This window comes from Pseudomonas sp. LB3P14 (assembly GCF_054898045.1).
Genome location: NZ_CM142714.1, coordinates 4165490 through 4185459, shown reverse-complemented (window position 1 = coordinate 4185459; position 19970 = coordinate 4165490). Strand labels below are relative to the sequence as shown.

General features: G+C 59.3%; 16 protein-coding genes. 1 reads left to right on the top strand and 15 read right to left on the bottom strand.

Annotated features, from left to right (window positions below; all coding sequences use genetic code 11):
• Positions 1-15: 15 nt before the first annotated feature.
• On the top strand, positions 16-864 hold the full coding sequence (locus ACYZT5_RS19330; RefSeq protein WP_462046965.1) for an efflux RND transporter periplasmic adaptor subunit: 849 nt from the start codon (positions 16-18) through the stop codon (positions 862-864).
• Positions 865-905: 41 nt separating this feature from the next.
• Here the strand turns inward: ACYZT5_RS19330 and ACYZT5_RS19325 are convergent, their stop codons facing one another.
• From ACYZT5_RS19325 to ACYZT5_RS19255, 15 genes are all read right to left on the bottom strand, one after another.
• Positions 906-1304, bottom strand: a complete 399-nt coding sequence (locus ACYZT5_RS19325) for a DUF4440 domain-containing protein (protein WP_462046964.1) — start codon at positions 1302-1304, stop codon at positions 906-908.
• Entirely contained in the window at positions 1301-2128 is an 828-nt protein-coding gene (locus ACYZT5_RS19320; RefSeq protein ID WP_462046963.1) for an SDR family oxidoreductase, read from the bottom strand. Before ACYZT5_RS19320 ends, ACYZT5_RS19325 begins: the two co-directional genes overlap by 4 nt.
• Before the next feature lie 34 nt (positions 2129-2162).
• Positions 2163-2627: a multidrug transporter gene (locus ACYZT5_RS19315; protein WP_462046962.1), complete on the bottom strand. Its 465-nt coding sequence runs from the start codon at positions 2625-2627 to the stop codon at positions 2163-2165.
• 261 nt (positions 2628-2888) lie between these two features.
• Positions 2889-4340 (bottom strand): mannose-1-phosphate guanylyltransferase/mannose-6-phosphate isomerase, encoded by a 1452-nt coding sequence (locus ACYZT5_RS19310; RefSeq protein WP_462046961.1) that lies wholly within the window; start codon positions 4338-4340, stop codon positions 2889-2891.
• Positions 4341-4446: 106 nt separating this feature from the next.
• Positions 4447-5100, bottom strand: coding sequence for an alginate O-acetyltransferase AlgF (locus tag ACYZT5_RS19305; RefSeq protein ID WP_462046960.1), 654 nt, complete (start codon positions 5098-5100; stop codon positions 4447-4449).
• A 14-nt stretch (positions 5101-5114) separates the two neighbouring features.
• The gene (locus tag ACYZT5_RS19300; RefSeq protein ID WP_462046959.1) at positions 5115-6290 is read right to left on the bottom strand and encodes an alginate O-acetyltransferase; all 1176 of its coding nucleotides are present in this window, start codon (positions 6288-6290) and stop codon (positions 5115-5117) included.
• 11 nt (positions 6291-6301) lie between these two features.
• On the bottom strand, positions 6302-7867 hold the full coding sequence (locus ACYZT5_RS19295; protein WP_462046958.1) for an MBOAT family O-acyltransferase: 1566 nt from the start codon (positions 7865-7867) through the stop codon (positions 6302-6304).
• Positions 7868-8065: 198 nt separating this feature from the next.
• Positions 8066-9190, bottom strand: a complete 1125-nt coding sequence (locus ACYZT5_RS19290) for a mannuronate-specific alginate lyase (RefSeq protein ID WP_462046957.1) — start codon at positions 9188-9190, stop codon at positions 8066-8068.
• A 7-nt stretch (positions 9191-9197) separates the two neighbouring features.
• A complete protein-coding gene (locus ACYZT5_RS19285) occupies positions 9198-10658 on the bottom strand; it encodes an alginate O-acetyltransferase (RefSeq protein ID WP_462046956.1) in 1461 nt (486 codons plus the stop codon).
• A 10-nt stretch (positions 10659-10668) separates the two neighbouring features.
• Entirely contained in the window at positions 10669-12258 is a 1590-nt protein-coding gene (gene algG / locus ACYZT5_RS19280) for a mannuronan 5-epimerase AlgG (protein WP_462046955.1), read from the bottom strand.
• Between the two features lie 26 nt (positions 12259-12284).
• Complete coding sequence (locus tag ACYZT5_RS19275; RefSeq protein WP_462046954.1) at positions 12285-13772, bottom strand: alginate export family protein; 1488 nt, start codon at positions 13770-13772, stop codon at positions 12285-12287.
• Complete coding sequence (algK, locus tag ACYZT5_RS19270; protein ID WP_462046953.1) at positions 13769-15175, bottom strand: alginate biosynthesis TPR repeat lipoprotein AlgK; 1407 nt, start codon at positions 15173-15175, stop codon at positions 13769-13771. The genes ACYZT5_RS19275 and algK overlap by 4 nt, the downstream gene beginning before the upstream one ends.
• Positions 15176-15186: 11 nt before the next feature.
• A complete protein-coding gene (locus ACYZT5_RS19265; protein ID WP_462046952.1) occupies positions 15187-16356 on the bottom strand; it encodes a PilZ domain-containing protein in 1170 nt (389 codons plus the stop codon).
• A gap of 35 nt (positions 16357-16391) precedes the next feature.
• Positions 16392-17873 carry a mannuronan synthase gene (gene alg8, locus ACYZT5_RS19260; protein WP_462046951.1) on the bottom strand — a complete coding sequence of 494 codons (1482 nt, stop codon included), beginning with the start codon at positions 17871-17873 and terminating at the stop codon, positions 16392-16394.
• Between the two features lie 122 nt (positions 17874-17995).
• The gene (locus tag ACYZT5_RS19255) at positions 17996-19312 is read right to left on the bottom strand and encodes a nucleotide sugar dehydrogenase (RefSeq protein ID WP_462046950.1); all 1317 of its coding nucleotides are present in this window, start codon (positions 19310-19312) and stop codon (positions 17996-17998) included.
• Positions 19313-19970 lie beyond the last annotated feature (658 nt).

Here is a 19970-nt window from a genome sequence, read left to right as displayed (position 1 = left end):
CTGAAGAAGGCCCTGATGAAAAAGCTTTTCAGCCTGCTCGCCACTCTGTTGGTGCTGGCCCTTGCGATATGGATCGGCCGGACCCTCTGGGTGCATTACATGGACACGCCGTGGACCCGCGACGGCCGGGTGCGCGCCGACATCATCAACGTCGCCGCCGACGTTACCGGTGAAGTGGTGGACGTGCCGGTGCGCGACAACCAACGGGTGAAGAAGGGCGATTTGCTGATGCAGATCGACCCCGAGCACTACCGCATTGCGGTCAAACAGGCACAGTCGCTGGTAGCGTCTCGCAAGTCGACGTGGGAGATGCGCAAGGTCAATGCCCACCGCCGCGCCGACATGGACAACCTGGTGATCTCCAAGGAAAACCGCGACGACGCCAGCAACATCGCTGACTCCGCACTGGCCGATTACCAATATGCACAAGCGCAACTTGAAGCCGCCGAACTGAACCTCAAACGCACCGAGGTCCGCGCAGCGGTGGACGGTTACGTGACCAACCTCAATGTGCATCGCGGCGATTACGCGCGCATCGGTGAAGCGAAAATGGCCGTGGTCGACATGAACTCGTTCTGGGTCTACGGCTTCTTCGAAGAAACCAAATTGCCCCACGTGCGGGTCGGCGATAAAGCCGACATGCAGTTGATGAGCGGGGAAGTGCTGAAGGGGCATGTGGAGAGTATTTCTCGCGGTATCTACGACCGCGATAACCCGGAAAGTCGCGAGCTGATTGCGGATGTGAACCCGACCTTTAACTGGGTGCGGTTGGCGCAGCGGGTGCCGGTGCGGATTCACATTGATGAAGTGCCGGAGGGTGTGCTGTTGGCGGCGGGGATTACGTGCACGGTGGTTGTTAACTGACTATAAGACCAAGTCGTGCCCTTCGCGGGCACGACTCGGTCTCACTCCTTGCAAAACGTCTCATGCAAATGCCGCCAAACCACCTTGCCATCCGCCTGCTTCTCAAACACCACCGTCGACCGCCGATCAGAGTGCAACCCCGTCGCATCCGTCTGCTGCTCGCGATAACTCACCGTTGCACCACCGTCGTACAGAGCGATGCCGCGCAACTCGCTGAGCTCAATTCTGAACCCGAGCTTCTTCCCGCCCGCCAGCAGAAACAACTCATTCAGCGCCTCAAAATCCAGCACCCGCCCCAATGGCGAGATCATGGAAAACTGTGGCGAAAAACGCGTCAGCAAGTGTTCAAGTTCGGACTCGTCTTTTTCCTCGGCCAACCACTGCTCGATGGCAACGTGCGCCTGGATCACTTCGTCAAAGTATTCGGTGTAGTCGGTCATGGGAGCTGCCCCTTTAATCCAAACCGCTTCATTAATCCCGCTTCCAGCCAGGCTTTAGGCAACAACCCCGCCAACAACGGCAACGCCCGACTACCATTGCCCAGACGAATCAGGCGCGGTGGTTTGCTCTGCTGCACAGCTTTGAGCAAGTCCTCTGCAAACTCCTTGGCTGGCGTCGGCTTGTCTTGAGAGGCCTTGGCCCGCGCGCGTATACCTTCACGCAGCGGAAACCACGGCGATTGCTCGGTGATCAACTGTTCAGCCTCATGACCGGCATTCTTGGCAAAACTGGAGGCGATGGCGCCCGGCTGGACTTCCATGACCCGTACGCCAAACGGCGCCAGTTCCATACGCAACGCATCGGTCAAGGCATGCACTGCCGCTTTCGAGGCGCAGTAGGCGCCGGCGAATGGCGTGACCAAAACCCCGGACACGCTGCCGATGTTCACCACCAGACCCTTGGCACGGCGCAGCACCGGGAACAGGGCGCGGGTGACGCCGACGATGGCGAACACATTGGTTTCAAATTGCCGTTGCATGGCCGGTACACCGCCGTCGAGCAACGGCCCCATGGCGCCGTAACCGGCGTTGTTGATCAGCACGTCGAGGCCGCCATGGTGCTGGTTGATCCGCTCACTCAAGTGTTCGAGTGCCGCACCGTCGTTGACATCCAGTTGCACGGCGGTGAAACCGGCAGCGGCCAGAGCCACCACGTCTTCAGCCTTGCGGGCGCTGGCCCAGACTTCGTAACCGGCACTTTTGAACACCTCGGCGAGGGCGCGGCCAATGCCGCTGGAACAACCGGTAATCAACGCAACAGGCATGGCGCGGTCCTTGTGCAAAAAGAGGAAGGGAAGATCAATCGGAGAAACTACCTTGCAAACGCTCGGCGCGAAACTCCAGCGTTTGCGCACGATAGCCAGGACGCAGCGGCGGCAGCGGCAAACAGTCCTCCCAGTTTGCGCCGGCCTGCAGTTCGCCGGGACCGCGGTAACGTGGGGCGGCGTATTGATTGTCGGCCAGATTGACCGTGTCGCCCGGCGCATAGGCTGCGATGCGCCAGCGCAGTTCGGTCAGCGGCACGTCGTTGCCGTTGTTCATTTTCAGTTGCAGTGGGCGATCTACCGGGCACTGTTCGGGCGCGTAAGTGATGCGCAGTTCAAGGCGCGCCAGTTGCTTGACCTCACGGTTATCCAGCCAGATCACCCATATCGCCACCAGACCCAACCCGATGGCCGCCGCCACCGAGACGGGCAAGGCTTTTGCCGGGTAGCGCAGCAAAAGGATCAGCCAAGTAATGACCAGCAGGACGCCGATGAACATGACGCAAAACCTCGGGAGGGGAGAAGGTCATCCTACCTAAGCGTGGGTGCGGTTGGCGATGGGCTTGCGAGGTAGATCGTTCCCATGCTCTGCGTGGGAATGCCTCTTGTGACGCTCTGCGTCACGCTTTGGGACGCAGAGCGTCACGGGCTGCATTCCCACGCAGAGCGTGGGAACGAGAAATAAAAAAGCCCCCACCCAACCCGCTGCGGATAGGGAAACGCAGCGGGTTGGACGGGGGCTTCTTGTGTTACAGAGCAATCACTGCGCGATGGTTTTCACCGATACGCCGCGTTCGATCGGGGTAGAGCGACCGTAGATATCTTCAAACCGCTCGATATCGTCTTCGCCCAGGTAGCTGCCCGATTGCACTTCGATGATTTCCAGCGAGATCTTGCCCGGATTGCGCAAGCGGTGGACCGAGGCGATCGGGATGTAGGTCGACTGGTTTTCAGTCAGCAGGAACACGTTTTCGTCGCAGGTCACTTCAGCCGTGCCGCTGACCACGATCCAGTGTTCGGCGCGGTGGTGGTGCATCTGCAGTGACAGGCAAGCGCCCGGTTTGACCGAGATGCGCTTGACCTGGAAGCGGCCGCCCATGTCCACCGAGTCGTAGGAGCCCCACGGACGATAGACTTCGCAGTGATTCTGGGTTTCGCTGCGGCCCTGCTCGTTGAGGGTGTTGACCATCTGTTTCACGCCTTGGACCTTGTCCTTGTGGGCGATCATCATGGCGTCCTTGGTTTCGACGACCACGATGTTTTCCAGGCCAATCACTGACACCAGTTTGCCGTTGCCATGGATCATGCAGTTTTTGCTGTCCTGGATGACCACGTCGCCTTTGGTGACGTTGCCGTTGGCGTCTTTTTCATTCACTTCCCACAACGACGCCCAGCAGCCGACATCGCTCCAGCCCGCGGTCAGCGGTACGACGCAGGCGCGCTGGGTTTTTTCCATCACTGAGTAGTCGATGGAATTGTCCGGGCAGCAAGCGAAGGTGGCGGCGTCGAAGTCGACGGTGTCGGCATCCTGCTCGCTGCGTTCCAGGGTCAGCAGGCAGGTATCGTAGATGTCCGGATCGTGTTTTTTCAGCTCTTCGAGGAAACGGCTGGCGCGGAACAAGAACATGCCGCTGTTCCAGAAATAACCGCCGGACTCGACGAACTCGGTGGCGCGCTTCACGTCCGGTTTTTCGACGAAGTGCGAGACGCGGCTGACGCCTTCCGGCAGCAGCGAATCATTGGTCGACTTGATGTAGCCATAGCCGGTTTCCGGTTTGGTGGCCGGTACGCCGAACAGCACCATTTCGCCGTTTTCTGCAGCGACGGTGGCCAGGGCCAGCGCGCGTTGCAGGGCTTTCTGATCTTCCAGCACGTGGTCGGCCGGCAGCACCAGCATCAACTCGTCGCGACCTTCGTTGACCAGCATCATTGCGGTCAAGGCCACGGCCGGTGAGGTGTTGCGGCCGAACGGTTCCATCAGGATGCGCTGAACGTCCAGTTTACGAGCGGCCAGTTGCTCGTTGACGATGAAACGGTGTTCTTTGTTGCAGACCACGATCGGGGTGTCCATGCCTTCGAACACCAGGCGTTCCAGGGTTTGCTGGAACAGGGTTTGTTCGCCGGTCAGGGCGAGGAATTGCTTGGGGAATTGCTTACGCGAAAGCGGCCAAAGACGTGAGCCGCTACCACCTGACAAGATCACCGGAATCATGTTGTTACTCCTTGAAAATCGTATGGGTCAGAGCTACTGCGTTCTGTCGTTTCACTCTTGTTCTTATTCCGTGTCCGGGTAGCCCGTGGGCTACCCGACAAAATGATTAGCGCGTCGAAACCGGGCGTTTTACCCAGACTGGTGCCAGGCTGCTGCCGGTACCGGTGACGTACAGCACGGCGGCTTCACCGCGTTCCAGGGCAACCGGTTTCACGTCGCCGACTTTCTTGTCGCCGTCGTACAGCGCCAGGCTGACTTTCACCGGGTTGATTTCACGTTCGCCGCGGCTCTTGGCGGCCACGGTCGGGACCACTTCGGTCTTGCCGTCGGCAGTTTTCAGGGTCAGGGCCTTGTCGCTGAGGTTCTGTACGCGAACCAGGGATTTCTGCTTGTTCTTGAACGGCGGCTCTTCGATCAGTTGTGGCGCACCGCTGGCGTTGCTGACCAGGGTGTAATAGTGATCACCGGCCAGTTTCACCGGCAGGGTCTGGCTGCCGACCTTGGCGCTGTAATCGCCGCCCGGCATGAAGCTGAAGTCACTGCTGGACAGCGGCGCGACTTCGCTCAGGTTAGTGGTGCCGACGGTGGCGCTGACTTCAGCGTTACCGGCGTTGTAGACCCGTACGAAGCTAGAGCCTTTTGGTGCGGTCGGGCCGTAGAGTGCGGCGTCGCCAGCGAAGGCGGACATCGACAGAACGCTCATGCCTGCAACGAGGGCAAAGGTCTTGGCGAGACGGCGAGGAGTAGTAGTGAAAGTCATGGTGTACCTCTCTTTCAGTTTTGCGCCCGGTCGGGCGTCTCGGATTTAGTGTTTGCGGCTACGTTTTGTTGGCGAACGCCGGCTTCTTTGAGCTCTGCGACCCACTGCGGGTCGGCGTCACCGATTTCGTTGTTCACAGGCAGATAACGTTCAGGAAACTCCCAGATCAGCACCTGTGGCGGGCTGTTCTTGAAAGCATCGCTTTTCAGGTAGGTGAGCATCGGCAGAATCGGGCCGTGGCCGTCTTCGGCGTAATTGACCACGTCGCTGTTCAGCGCTTGTTTCAGCGCACCGACGAAGTTCCAGTTGGGGTTGGCGCTGTAGCTGGTGCCGATCAGGGCCACCGGCACTTCAGTGTTGGCGAACAGGGCGTCATCACCGGCAGGCTGGTCTTGTGCCGCAACGGTATTGCGCTTCTGCAAAGGCTCAGTCTTCGGCATCAGGTTTTCGAACAGCGGGTCCAGCGGCAGGAACAACCGCAGGTCGCCCTTGTGAGTCACCTTCTCCGCAGGTTCAGTGACGAAATGCTGCGGCTCGCCACTGAGCGGGGTTTTCTCGGCAATGGTTTTGGCCAGGGTCTCGGCGGCGATTTGTGCGCCTTCCGGGGTCCAGTGGGTGTCGGTGCGCAGGAACACTTGCTGACCGTCCAGCTTGGCCTTTAACAGCGGGCCGAACAGGTCGGGTGCGAGGATCTTGTTGGCCGCCACACGAGCGTGGAAGTCCTCATAGAGATTGGCGTGGATGCTCGAAGGCTTCACTTCACCCAGGTGTTCCGGGTACAGGCGAGTCTTGGCCGGCACGATTGCCATGACCAGTTTCACGCCTTTCGCTTTCAGTTCCTGGCGCACGCCTTCAACCAGCGCGTAGTTGCCTTGCAGGTTCAGCTCTTCGTTGACGATCGGGTTGAATTCCTCATCGCTGTACAACCACTGATCGCGACCGAGCACGACGCCCGGACGACCTTCGTTGAACAGTTTGAAATCCAGCGCAGCCCAAAGGTTGGTGCCCAGACGCTTGATCGGGAACTCGTCGTCGTAATGCGTCTCCACAGCTTTGGTCCAGCGGCCGTTGAGCACCGTCGTTTCGGCGCTGGTGTTAAAGCCGAAGAAACTGCGCGTGGACCACAGGCCCAGCACCAGCAGGGTCAGCAGGAACAGGCCGATGTAGAGGATGCGTAATGAGCGGGTCATAGTCAGATCCCTCAGAACTGGAAGTAAAGGAACGGCGAGAAGCTTTGCGCCGAGAGTTTGAAAATCGAGGCGATGAACAGCACCAGTACCAGCGTGCGCATCACGTAACGAGACCAGTCCGCCGTCCAGTAGGCCGGTTGCACAGTCGCTTCAACGCCGACGGTGTAGCCAGGCTCGTGGATGCTGCCCGGGTTGTCGCCCGGTACGGCTTTGATCATTCCAGGCGTAGCGGCAGCCGGGCCATCGGCCTCGACGTTCACAACAGGCTTGGTCTTCTCAGGCGGCAGATTGGTGTAGAAGTCACGAATGCCGAAGAACGCCAGGGTCATGTAAGCCACCACCAGAGTCGCCACTTGCAGGCCGGTGAGGCTGGCCGCGTTGAGTTCCGACAGTGACCATTCGCCGAAGCTGAACATCGCGCCGTACATACGACCGGCGACGTGCAGGTTTTCCGAGCGGAAGATCACCCAGCCCATGACCACGAGCAGGAAAGTCAGTGCCCAGCGGATCGGGTTGATGCTGCGCGGCGAGGTGTTCAGGCCCAGGGCCTTTTCGATCGCCAACCACATGCCGTGCCACGCACCCCAGACGATGTAGGTGATGTTCGCGCCGTGCCACAGACCACCTAGCAGCATGGTCAGGAACAGGTTGCGATAGGTCATCAGCGTACCTTTACGGTTACCGCCCAGCGTGATGTACAGGTAGTCACGCAACCAGGTGGACAGGCTGATGTGCCAGCGACGCCAGAACTCGGTGATCGACTGGCTGATGTACGGCTGCTTGAAGTTTTCCATGAAGCGGAAACCCATCATCAAGCCCAGGCCGATGGCCATGTCGCTGTAACCGGAGAAGTCGAAATACAGCTGCGCGGTGTAGGCCAGAGCGCCGAGCCAGGCGTCGCCCGTGGTCGGGGCCTGCAAGGCGAAGCAATGGTCGGCCACCACCGCGAGGGTGTCGGCGATGAAGACCTTCTTGATGAAACCCTGCATGAACCGCGTGGCACCCTCGGAGAACTTGTCGAGGGTGTGGGTGCGGTTGTTGAACTGGTCGGCGAGATCGCGAAAACGCAACACGGGACCAGCGATCAGGTGCGGGAAGATCGCCACGAAGGCGGCAAAGTCGATCAGGTTGCGGGTCGCCGGGGTGTCACCACGGTAGACGTCGATGATGTAGCTGATGGACTCGAAGATGTAGAACGAGATCCCGATCGGCAACAGCACGTGGGTCAGGATGAACGGCGACAGACCGACCGAGGTCATCATCGCGTTGATGCTGTCGACGCCGAAGTTGGCGTACTTGAAGTAGCCGAGAATGCACAGGTCGACAGCCACGCCCAGGAGCAACCAGCGCTGTGCCGGTTTGGTCCGAACGCCTGCGGCACCGACTTTGAGGCCGATCCAGTAGTTCCACAGCGTGACGGCTGCGAACAGCGCAAGGAAGTCCACACGCCACCAGGCATAGAACACGTAGCTGGCGATCAGCAGCAGCAGGTTGCGATAGCGTATTCCGCTTAAGTAGTACATGCCGAGAAAGATCGGCAAGAACAAAAACAGGAACACGTTGGATGAAAATACCATCCCGGTCTCTCCATGTTTAACCAACAGTCAAGGGCCAACGGCCCCCCCTAACCCCCCACCGAAATCCGGGGGATACATGATCGTTCCCACGCTCTGCGTGGGAATGCCTCACTGGACGCTCTGCGTCCGCTTCGGCATGTGACGCGGAGCGTCACGGGCTGCATTCCCACGCAGAGCGTGGGAACGATCGCCGATGACTCAACTACCTTTTTTGCCTTTTTCATTCGCCGGGTCGTAGACCTTGGTCAAATCCCCACCGAGGCGGAAGGTCTTGAACGGCTGCATCTCGTGCTTTTTCTCAAGTACATCCGGCGAGCAGGTGTAGAGCGTGCAGAACGGTTCAAGCCAGGCGAATTTCGAGTCGACTTTCAGGTCGGTCATGTCCTGTTCCTTGCCGTTCTTCTTCTCGAATTCTTCCGGGTCTTTGACACCCGAAAGCACTCGATCACCGAGGCGTTTCAATGCGCCGTTGTTTTCCTGACGCAAGTCCACACCGTTGACCTGAGCGAAACTGGCGATCATCGCCAGGGGCGGCAGGGCGTAGTTGTGATAGGAGAGGGCGCGTTGCTGGCGCTTGAGTTCGTTAGGCAGGAAACCCTGGGCGTCGATTTGATTAGCGCCGACCTTGAATTCCTTCACCGACCAGTCGAACAGGTCGCGGCGGTTGGTGGCGATGGACGTTGCCATCACCGACCAGGCGGACCAGTACGAGTGGTTGTTGGTTTGTTCCAGCGGCAGGTTGTCCCAATCGCTGACCACTTGATCAGCCATTTTGCTGAACCAGGCTTCGATCAGTTGCGACTCTTGCTGATGGTTCGCCAACGGATGCGAGTCGGAGAACTTCAGGCGGATATAGGACGAGGCCATGCTGCCCAACGCCCATTTGCGCATGGACTTGCCGGTGTGGTTGAAGTCCTTGGACATCAACGCATCGGCCTTGGCCCAAGCGGTCAACCAATTCAGCGTGCATTCCAGCTGTTCCGGACGACCATCACGCATGTACTGCATCACGCGCTTGCTGGTGCCGCGCTCAATCTTGGTGATGTCGGCAGTCGTGTCACGGAAGGCTTTTTCCGATACCTCGTTCAGGGTCGAACGGGCCTTGTCGGAGCCTTCGTACTTGCTGCGAAATTGCAGCGAGCCGGTGTACGGCGTTGGCATCGCATCACAGCCTTCGCTCTTGTCGCCGGTTTTGACTTTTTCAATCGGCGCGAAGTAACCCTGGGGCGGACGAAGTGGCGCGGCGGCCTGAGTCGCACCGGCAAACATGGCCAGGCTCAACAGGGACGGTGCGATCAATCTTTTCAAAGTTCGGGTTTGCATAGTTGCCTCATTGCCCGGCCTGAGCGGTACGCTGCCCAGCGCCAGGGAACACGTTGCGTTTGCAGATTTTCGCTTCGACTTTCTGTGGCGCGGCACCTGCTTCAGGGCCCTGGACTTCGACGGCCAGCAGATTCTGCGAGGCCCAGTCTTCGTCCGTGCGCAACTCAAAGGCGAAACGCCCGTCGGTATCGGAGGTTTCCGGTTTCTCGATCTTGATGTCCTCGTGGCGACCGTTCATGTACCAGAGGGTGGCTTGCAGAACTTTCACCGACGGATCGGCGAAGCGAATGTCAACCTGGTGGCTGCTGTTTTGCAGGTTCAGGTTCTTGCTGTTGACCATCAATTCGTTCTTGCCCGGTTTCAACGTGGTGCTGCCGGTCATCTGTGCCTCCTTTCCTTCGCAACCGTTGTCCAGCAGCGCCATCATCTGGCGGTAGATGGTTTCCTGGTCGAGGCGATAGAGCGGCGAGAATTCCCAGATCAGAATCTTCGGCGGCTTGGTCTGGAACTCTTCGCTGCCCAGGTACTGCAGCATCGAACCTTCCAGGCCACCACCGGGGAACGCCACGTTGAGGATGTCGGCGCCGATGGCCTCTTCGAGGAAACCGGCGAAGTTGTAGTTCTTGCCACTGTGGCTGGTGCCGACCAGGGTGACTTCCGGATTGCCGGAATCACTGAACAGATCGCCATCAGCTGCTTCGCCTTTCGGCTCGGTGGTGAACTGATCCATGTACTGGATCGCGTAGCTGGTGCCACAGAGTTGACCGGCCATATTGTGTAACGTTCCGGTCTTGCCCATGCGACCCGACTTATGGCTCTCGAATTCGCGTTTCGGCACGTCGGCAAAGGCCGGCATTTTCTTGATTTGCTCACCGACGATTTTCGCCGTGCGCTGGGCGCCATACGGCGTCCAGTGTTGGTCGCCTTGGAAGTAGAAGTCGTGGGCCGGCAGGGTGTCAGGCAGCGACTCGTTGGTCAGCGGCGACAGGTCCGGCACGGTGTAGCCCATGGCGGCGAAACGCCCGAGCATGGTCTTGTAGTTCTTCAAGGCCTTGTCGAAATCGTACTTGGCCTTGTCTTCCGGGTTGAGCTTGTTGCGGTTCACCAGGCCACGGGTCGGCTGGTAAACCACGACCAGTTCCACGCCTTTGCTCTTGAACGCATCGTGCAGTTCTTTCATGCGTTTGTAGCCGGCGGGGGTGGTGTCGAACTCGGTGCGCAAGTCTTCTTGCGTACGGAACAACCAGTCACCCTGGGCCTGTACCAGCGTGGTGAAGTTCTGCTGGTAACGCGTGGTGTAGTTCTTCGCGTCGTGGGCTTCCGGGCACAGGTTGCAGCACGGTTCGGCGTCGAAGCTGGGTGGCTTTATGTTGCCGGCATCTTCATCGGCACGAGCGCCGGCGCTGGCCGCGAGAATGCCGACGGTCAGGGCCGACAGGCTGAGTAATTTGATCAAGTGTGAGTGCATAAAATTATCCTCAGTCCCGCATTTCGGTCTGGCGTTCGACAGGGTCGATCAGCACGGCTTTCTGCTGGCGCACCAGCAGGTCGAGAATTTCATCCTGGCGCTCGCCGAGAATCCCCGAGAAGCTGATGCCGCTGGATTTGGTCGGTGCAAGCATGGACACGCGATACAACTCGACGCTCAGCGGCGAGTCGATGGACAGCGGTCCGCTGCCGTTGCTGGCCAGTTCGCCGCCGACCACGATCAGGGACACCTGGGCGTCGAACGGGTCGAGCTTGATGTCACGGTCGGTGTCGGTCAGGTCCTTGATGTGCCCGTAGACACCGGTCAGGCCGTTCGCCAAGGAGAGGTTTTCGTAGAGGCGGATGTTCACGCTGTTACGAATCCGGATGCCGTGACGACGGTTGCTGATCACCTTGTTGCCCCACAGCAGGTTGTCGCCACTCTCGTAGAGGGTGATGCCGTCGGTGTGGTTCTTGTAGATCTCGTTGTAGGCGATCAGGTTGTTCACGCTGTTACGGTCGATCACCAGGCCCGACAACTTGTTGTCGTAGCTGCGGTTGTTGAAGATGAAGCTGTCGTTGACCTCACGGGAAATAATGATCCCGTGCTTCTTCTTGGTCCCGAACACTGTGTTGTCGGCGATGATCAGACCGTGGGAACGGTCATGCGGGTCAATGCCGTAGACGATGTTGTCTTTGTAGGTGTTGCCCTTGACCACAAAGTCGCGGGTTTCATAGCAGTAGAAGCCGTACCACATGTCCGAGAACTCGGAGCCGACGATCCAGCCGGTCGGTTCAGGGCGCTTGAGCACCTTGGCCATGTTCGGCGTGTATTGGGAAATACTCACGCCGTAAGACTTACTGTTGGCGTAGCCGAAACTGGCGATCTTGCTGTTGGCGATGTAGGTCTCGGTGCCGCCCCAGGCCAGCAGGAACGGACGGAATTCCTTTGGATCGCGGAAGGCGGCCGGGGCATTGTTCTTCTCGCTCCACCCGGTGATTTTGGTATCACGCACAAACAGCTGACCGTCGTTGACCAAAAACGAACCGGCCTCTTGGGACAGGCGCAATTCCTGGGTCTGCTTGTCGATTTCCAGGATGCCGTGTTTACCGACCACGATCGGCAACTTCGCCAGGAACACACCCGGCGAGGTTTCGCTGAAGTACTGCTTGGGCAGCTTCTTGGCCAGATCCTTGAGGTTCATGTAGCCGTCGTCGACAAAGATGGCCTGCGGGATGCCGTGCTGACGCACCACCCATTCAGCCATCTTGTTGTCGCCGCCGATGAAGTCCTTCAGCGCGTCTTCCTGCATCATCCGGCGTACGCTGATTTTGCCGGCCTTGGTGCGCACGATTTTCGCGGCGATGGCTTCGGCGGTGTAGCCGGAAGTGTCCGGCAGTTTCGGTTTGGCCAGCTCCAGCGGCGCGGTCGGTGCGCTGCTGACGGTGTAGGTCTTGGCCTGTTGCAACCCTTTGGCAATGGTCGCCGGCTGCCCTTTTTGAACGGGCGCGGCCGGCTCCACCGTGGCGAAGGCTGCCGTGCTGGCCAGCAACATCGCGCCGGCCAGCAAGGTTATCGAGCCTCTCTTCGGACTGTTCATGTCAGGAACTCCCTTAGCGGTTCGCATCAGAAGCGCCAGATCACGTCGACAAACGCGCGGTGCATGTACGAGTCGACGCCTTTGCCATACGCATCACCAGGCTTGAACACACCGCCACGCAGACGCACCAGGGCCGAAGGCTCATCGATCGATTGGCTCAAGGCTGCGGGCAGCAGGCCTTGCTTGAAGTACTTGGTGACGACCACGTCCATTTCCTGACCGAGGTCTTTGTTGCCATCTTCCAGTGGCAGGGACGTGCTGGAAAGAATCGCGCCAGTCGCGTCGTCGGTGTTGTTCTCGACGGCGTTGATGCCGTTGCTGCCGACCGGCTTGTTGCCGTCGACGCGCCAGAATTTGTGGTAGATCACACTGGCGTCGTATTCGTCGTTGAGCATCCACGAGCCGAACAACGTAGCGGATTGCATGTTGTTCGTTTCGCCGCGGAAGGCCTCGCCGAAACGGTGAACCCGCGAGCGAGTACCGGTGTAGTTCGAGCGGTTGCTTTGCAGGCCGTTCTGTTCGTAATCGGCGCTGGCGCGGGCATAGGCTGCACCGACTTGCCATTGCGGATCGAGGCGCAGACGCACGCCCAGGTCAGTGGCCCAGCCATCAATATTGCCACTGGTTTTGGCTTGTGCTGGTGCGGTGCCATCGGCATTCAGCGGGTTGACCTTGTCGCGGTCGCCGCTCATGCCGGTGACGCTGCCCCAGTAATTGACGGTGTTGGTGTTGCGCCAGTTGTAGGCATCGCTGTCGGCGGTGAGGCCGAGCCAGCTGATATCGCCATTCTCTTTCTTGTCCAGAGAATCGGCGGGAACACCTGGCTGCGCGGTATCGAGCTTGCCGTCATCGTGGGTGTGGTGACCACGAATGCCGACCCAGTTGCCCGGGTTCCACTGGTACGCCGCATCGGCGTAGGCGTGCAGGCGATCCTTGTCCTTGGGCGCGAGTTCGGTGAGGTCGGTGCGGTATTCGCTGAAGCGCTCGGCAACACCGGCGTTGGCGCGCAACAGGGTGGTGTCGAAGGTCCAGTTCAGGGCTTCGATGTTGGTGTCGCGCCATTGGCCGTCGTCATTGCGCAGGCGCTGGCGACCGAGTTTGAGCATCTCGCCGGGGTAGGGCGTAAGGCCGCTGTAACCGACCCAGAACTCGCGCATCGCCAGGTAGTTTTTCTTGGTCTTGCGATCACCGCTGTCGGTGGCCTGGGTGCCGTCGCTGTCGGACTGTTGCAGGGTGTCCGTCTCGATGATGTCGGTGGACGTCACGGCCTGACCCATGGCGTAGGCGCTCCACGCGCCGCTCTCGCCATAGACCCACGGACGCAAGTCGAGGCCGACGCCATTGACGTCACCGCCATTGGCAGTGCCGAGGTCGGCGTCGTCTTCGGACTGGGCGGTGACTTTCACGTCAAGGCCGTAGTTCTGGTTTTCAGTCAGGGCCGCCAGGGTCGGGCACGACCACAAGAGGGCGAATGACAGGCCAATACCGGCCTTAACGAATGGATTCAACTTCATAGGGATTCCTCGCCGTCTTCTTCTTCCAGGGCATGCAGGTCCAGAGTGTTCTGGCTCGAGGCACCGCGAACGGCCTGTTCTTGTTTCAACAGGCGTTGGGCCTCGGCGAGCTGGGCAGGCGGCAGTTGGGCTTCGAGTGTTTGCGCAAGCTCAGTGGCTTGCGGGGTGTTCTGTGCCTTGGCCAATTGGCTGAAGACGTAAGCGTTGAGCGGGTCGGGCCTGGTGCCCTTGCCTTGGGAGAACAGTTGGGCAATGGCGAAGTCGGCGCTGTTCTGGCCGTTACGCGCAGCCTTGAGCAGGTGATCCAGCGCTTTCTGCGAATAGACTTTGCCCAGGTAACCACGGCGGTAGATCTGGCCTAGGTAGTAATCGGCGGCCACTTCCTTGTCGACGGCTTTCTGGAAATGTTCTTCAGCGACCTTGGCGTCGGCCGGCACCCATTTGCCTTCGTAGTAGAGCTTGCCCAGCAACAGTTCGGCACGCGGCTGGTCAGCGGCGCGGCCGTTGTCCAGGTACTTCATCATCTTGTCGACGTCGCCGAGTTCAGGGAAGTCGTAGAGCAATTGCGCGAGGCTGACCCAGGAAGCGGGGTAGCCCGGAGCGATGCCTTCGAGCAGCGACTGAGCGGTTTTTTCGTCGGTCTTGCCCAGGGTTGCATCACCCAATACGCGAGCGACGCTGTCCACGCGCTGAGCGGAAACGGTGCCGCGGGCGTGAGCCGCTTGCATCTGCTTGATCAGCTCGGCCTGTTGCTCTGGCTGGGCTTTTTTCTGATAGACCGTGGCCAGCTCGACGTAGCAGATGTCGGTGGTGTTCAACGCGGCTTTGCAGATGGTTTCGACTTCGTCCAGGTGCTGGTCGTAAGTGCCCTGGGTGCGATAGAGCAGCACTTGGGCCAGACCCGCTTCCGGTTTGCCTTCGGCGCGCCATTGGCTGATCTGCTGTTGCGCATTGACGTTCGGGAAACTGTGCGGGTATTGCAGGTACAGCATCGCCAGCGGGATCAGGGTGTTGCCTTCGCCATTGGCCGAGGCTTTTTTCAACAGGCCTTCGGCTTCGTGCTGTTCGGCTTCGGTGGAGCCGGGTTTGGCCACCAACAGACGACCCAGGCGGGCCTGAGCCCGTGGCGAGACGCCGGCCGCGGCGCGGTAAGTCGCTTCGGCACGTTTGATCTGCTCCGGGTCACGGCTGTCGACCTGGATATCGGCCAGGCCAACCTGTGCTTCGCTGTAGCCCAGGTCTGCCAGTTGCTGGTAATTCTGCGCCGCCAGCGTGGTATCACCGCGCTTGAGGGCTTCGTTGGCCAGACGCTGGTCGGGCAGGCCGGCGCATCCGGCCAGGGCAATTGCCATGGCCAGAGTCAGCGGGACTGGCAGGATTCTGAGTGGGCTAGTCACGGGCATGTCCTCTGTTGTTAACGACCGGCGGCCATGGCTTTATCGATCAGCCAGTTCAGGTTCGGACCACGAGTGGCGTTCACTTCAACCGGGCGACCGGCGAAAGTGCTGTCCAGCGGCTCGTCAGGCTTGATCAGTACGCGGATGTCGGACGACAGGTCGGCGCTTTTCAGGCTGGTGCTGCTGACGATCGTGCCGCTGCGGGTTTTGTCTTCGCCGGCGATCTGGAAGCTGACGGTGCTGCCTGGAAGCACATCGCCGAACTGGCGATAGGAGAAGCGCGCTTCAACATTGGCTTCACTGTTACGCGGCACCAGTTGGAAGATCACGTCGCCCTTGCTGGCGTACTGACCGTTGGCGACCATTTGCTGCGCCACGGTGCAATCGCACGGCGACGTCAGGGTGCCGGTCATTTGCTTGCCGAACAGTTCTTCAACCTTGGCTGGTTGCAACTGGTCTTCGTCCAGATGGCCCTTGAGTACGTCGAGCATGCTGGTGCTGAATGTCGCCAGCGGGGCGCCTTTGGCCGCAACGCCGTCGGTTTTCACCAGGCTCTGCACAGTGCCGTCGCGCGGCATGGTGATGTTCATGCCCGCCACGCTGACCAGACCTGCCTGGGCGTGGCTGACGAAGTACATGCCGTACACCGACTTGAAGATGAAGCCGAAAGCCGTCAGACCAACGAGGAAAATCGCGAAGCTGAAGGTCACTGCGCGCAGACGACCGAACGGGGTCATGCCGTGGCCGCCATCCTTGACCTTGCGCGCCTTGGTGAAGTTGTCGCGCTGCAGGGTTGCCAGCATTTCACCCATGCTGACGATGTCGCCGGCCAGGTGCGAGGTGATCAGGTGGCGCAGGGTGGAAATGTCTTGAGGTTCGAGGTTCTGGAACTCGCAACCGGTACGGCCGGTTTCGCGGTCGTGGGAGCGGACCAGTAACTCGACGTCCATGGCCAGGCCGAGGTTATCGATGACGAACTGCAGGCGGGCCTTGTACTTGTCGCCGATCTTCAGTGGCAGTTGACCGGCGTTGAAGGCCAGGCCGCCAGCGGAGAGGTCGAGGACCCGAGCTTCTACCGGGGTCCGGTCAGGACCGAAGAAGCGCAGCTTGGCCGGGATTTTCACTCGGGCGTGCTGGCGCTGGGCTTCTGATTCATGCACTACGTTGGCGTTGACGGCGGTATTCATATGGACGATTTCCTAGTTAATTCAGGCGAGTTCGGTCAGACCATCATCAGCAGCACGGCAACAAAGACGCTGCCGGCGGAGAAGGTCATGGTCCGAGACGACCAGGTGTTGAACCAACGTTGAAAGCTGGCGAGATCACGGGTCAGTGAAGTGGGCTGGCGAGTCCAGGACTGTTGGTCGAGGCGGAAGAACACGTAGATCTTCACCAGCGCGCCGACGATCTGGTTGTAATAGAGAATCGCCGGGTAGGCCGGACCGATCGTGTGACCGGACAAGGACAGCAGCAGAGTCAGGATCAGGCGGGTAATGCCGATCCACAGCAGGTAAACCAGGATGAACGCGGCGCCGTACTTGAAGGTGGCGATAATCGCGACCGTCAGGCCCAGCAGCGATGTCCACATCGATACACGCTGGTCGAACAGCACCACCGAAGTGAACAGGCCGAGGCGTTTCATCCCCAGGCCCAGGGCGCGGGAGTTCTGGCGCAGGTTGTTGCCGTACCAGCGGAACATCAGTTTGCGACTGGCCTTGATGAAGCTTTTTTCCGGCGGGTGTTCCACGGTGTGAATGGCGGCGTCCGGCACGTAGAACGTGTCGTAGCCAAGGCGCATCAAGCTGAACCAGCTCGACTTGTCATCACCGGTGAGGAACTTGAAGCGGCCCAGGCGCCAGTGTTGCAGCGAGTCGCTTTCCACGTCGGCGATGAAGTCCGGGTTGGTCACCACGGTGGCGCGAAATACCGACATCCGCCCGGTCATGGTCAGCACGCGCTTGGACAGGGCCATCGAGCACATGTTGATGTGGCGCTGGGCGAAGCGCAGTTTGTGCCACTCGCTCATGATGTAGCCGCCGCGCACTTCGCAGAACTCGTTGGTGGTCAGGCCGCCGACATTGCCGAACAGCTGGAACCACGGCACGGTCTTGAGCACTACGCCTTCGGCGAGCACGGTGTCGCCATCGATCACTGCAACCACTGCGCGGTCGTCCGGCAGGTGGCGGGAGATGGCGCGGAAACCGTAGGCCAGGCCATCGCGTTTGCCGGTGCCGGGAATGCGCACGAAGTCGAGCTTGACCCGAGCCGGTGGGTTCATCCGGGCCCAAAGGCTTTTCACCAGCTTCTCATCGGACATTTCCACGATGGAGCAGACCATGGTGGTCGGCAGGCCGCAGTCGATCGCTTCGCGAATTACCGAGGCGTAGACCTGGGCGGTGGTCAGCGCGTCGATACGAAAACTGGTGACCATCAGGAACACATGGGACGGGTCTGCCGCTTTACCCAGCTTGCGCACTTTGCGCCGCAGGTGCGGGTAGACCACGTACAGAAACAGCATGCCGCGCAGAAAGTGCGTGGCACCCATCGAGTAGCGCCAGATACCGACGATACCGATCAGGAAGATGAAGTCCTTCGACTCGGAGTCGAACGTGGACGCAGGCAGCGCCAGGGCGATGCCCATCAATAAACTTAGGTAAAACAGCCAACCGGCGACCTGAAGTAGGCCGTGCTTTAGCCTGTGCATAATCTGCATCCGTCTCTATCTCGGGCGAGCCTGTGGGGTGGCCCGATGGGGTTAAGGCAGGCGAAAAAGCCGGGAGGGTTTGCTGGCGATATGAGCGCCGCAAACCCTCCCGATGCCGCTTGTTACCAGCAGATGCCTTCAGTCCGGCCACTCACGTTGGTGGCTTGGGACATGAAACCGACCAGGTCGATCACTTGCTTGCCGTGTGGAGCTTGTTGCGCCAGAGCGCGGAACTTCTCGTCACGGTTGCCGAGGATGATCACGTCGGAGTTGTTGATCACGTCGTCGAAATCGGCGTTGAGCAAGGACGAGACGTGAGGGATCTTCGACTCGATGTAATCCTTGTTCGCGCCGTGAACGCGGGCATATTCGACGTTGGTGTCGTAGATGCTCAGGTCGTAGCCCTTGCCGATCAGCATTTCCGCCAGATCAACCAGCGGGCTTTCGCGCAGGTCGTCAGTACCGGCCTTGAAGCTCAGACCCAGCAGGGCGACTTTGCGTTTTCCGTGGCTGGAGACGATGTCGAAAGCGTTCTGCACCTGGGACTCGTTACTGCGCATCAGCGAGTTGAGCAGCGGTGCTTCCACGTCCAGCGAACCGGCGCGGTAGGTCAGGGCGCGAACGTCTTTCGGCAGGCAGGAACCGCCGAACGCGAAACCAGGACGCATGTAGTACTGGGACAGGTTCAACGTCTTGTCCTGGCAGACCACTTCCATCACTTCGCGACCATCGACGCCGACAGCCTTGGCGATGTTGCCGATCTCGTTGGCGAAGGTCACCTTGGTGGCGTGCCACACGTTGCAGGTGTACTTGATCATCTCGGCTACTGCGATGTCCTTGCGGATGATCGGAGCATCGAGCTCTTCGTACAGCGATTGCAGAACGTCGCCCGAAGCCTTGTCGAACTCGCCGATGACGGTCATTGGCGGCAGGTCGTAATCAGCAATCGCGGTGCTTTCACGCAGGAACTCTGGGTTCACTGCTACGCCGAAATCGACGCCGGCTTTTTTGCCGGAGCAGTCTTCGAGGATCGGGATGACAACGTTTGCGACAGTGCCCGGCAGAACGGTGCTGCGAACCACGATGGTGTGGCGGGTAGTCTTGTCACGCAGGACAAAACCGATCTCGCGGCACACGGCTTCGATGTAGTTCAGTTCCAGGTCGCCGTTCTTCTTGCTCGGCGTGCCAACGCAGATCATCGACAGGTCGGTGGCGCGAATCGCCTCGGCGAAGTCGGTCGTACCGCGCAGGCGGCCCGTCTCGATACCCTTCTGCAGAAGTTCGCCCAGACCCGGTTCAACAATCGGCGATTTGCCGGCGTTGATCATATCGATCTTGTCTTTGGCAACATCGACGCCAACGACGTCATGGCCCCGTGCAGACAGGCAACCGGCACATACTGCACCGACGTAACCCAAACCAAATATGCTGATGCGCATCGCATTTACCTCTGTTTTATCAAGCCATAACATGGCCGGAGTTAATGGTGTTCAGCGGTCGTAGTGCACTCGGAAGTGCGCCTTAAAGGCGCAACAATGCCGCGTGCAGGCATATAAGTTCCGAGTGTCTAAATAAGTTCACTCAAAATGTGCGCAACTAGGCTTTATTGTTATGGCTTGCCCTGTTATGCAGCAGATCTTCTAATCAGAAGACATTCGTGCAAAGGTCTTGCGCGCTCAATGCCAGGTCAGAAGCCCGTCAATCAAGCGGTTGAGTGCTCAGGTGAGCACGTTTATAGGGGCGCAGCCTTGGCCTTGTAGGGGATATTTATGATGCTTATCTCCTGTCCTTCATGTGTTGCCCAAATTAGGGACCCGTTCGCGGAAGTTAATGTGACAACTTGGCTACGTGAATCTCTTCTCTGCGTAAGTTATCTCGTACAAGCGCCGAGAGAATGGTTACCGGTGGTATGAGCGACGCATTTGGACATAGTTCCTGTCCGCCCATCGCGAATTCTGAAATTTCTTGAAATATTGGAAAAGATGGCACTGCTTTCATATTGATAGCACTTGCCCTTTGGCCCTTTATATATAGGCTTATTATCGAATGAGATAGTTTTGTGCCACTACTGATAAAAAATTTCAGTGCCACTACTGA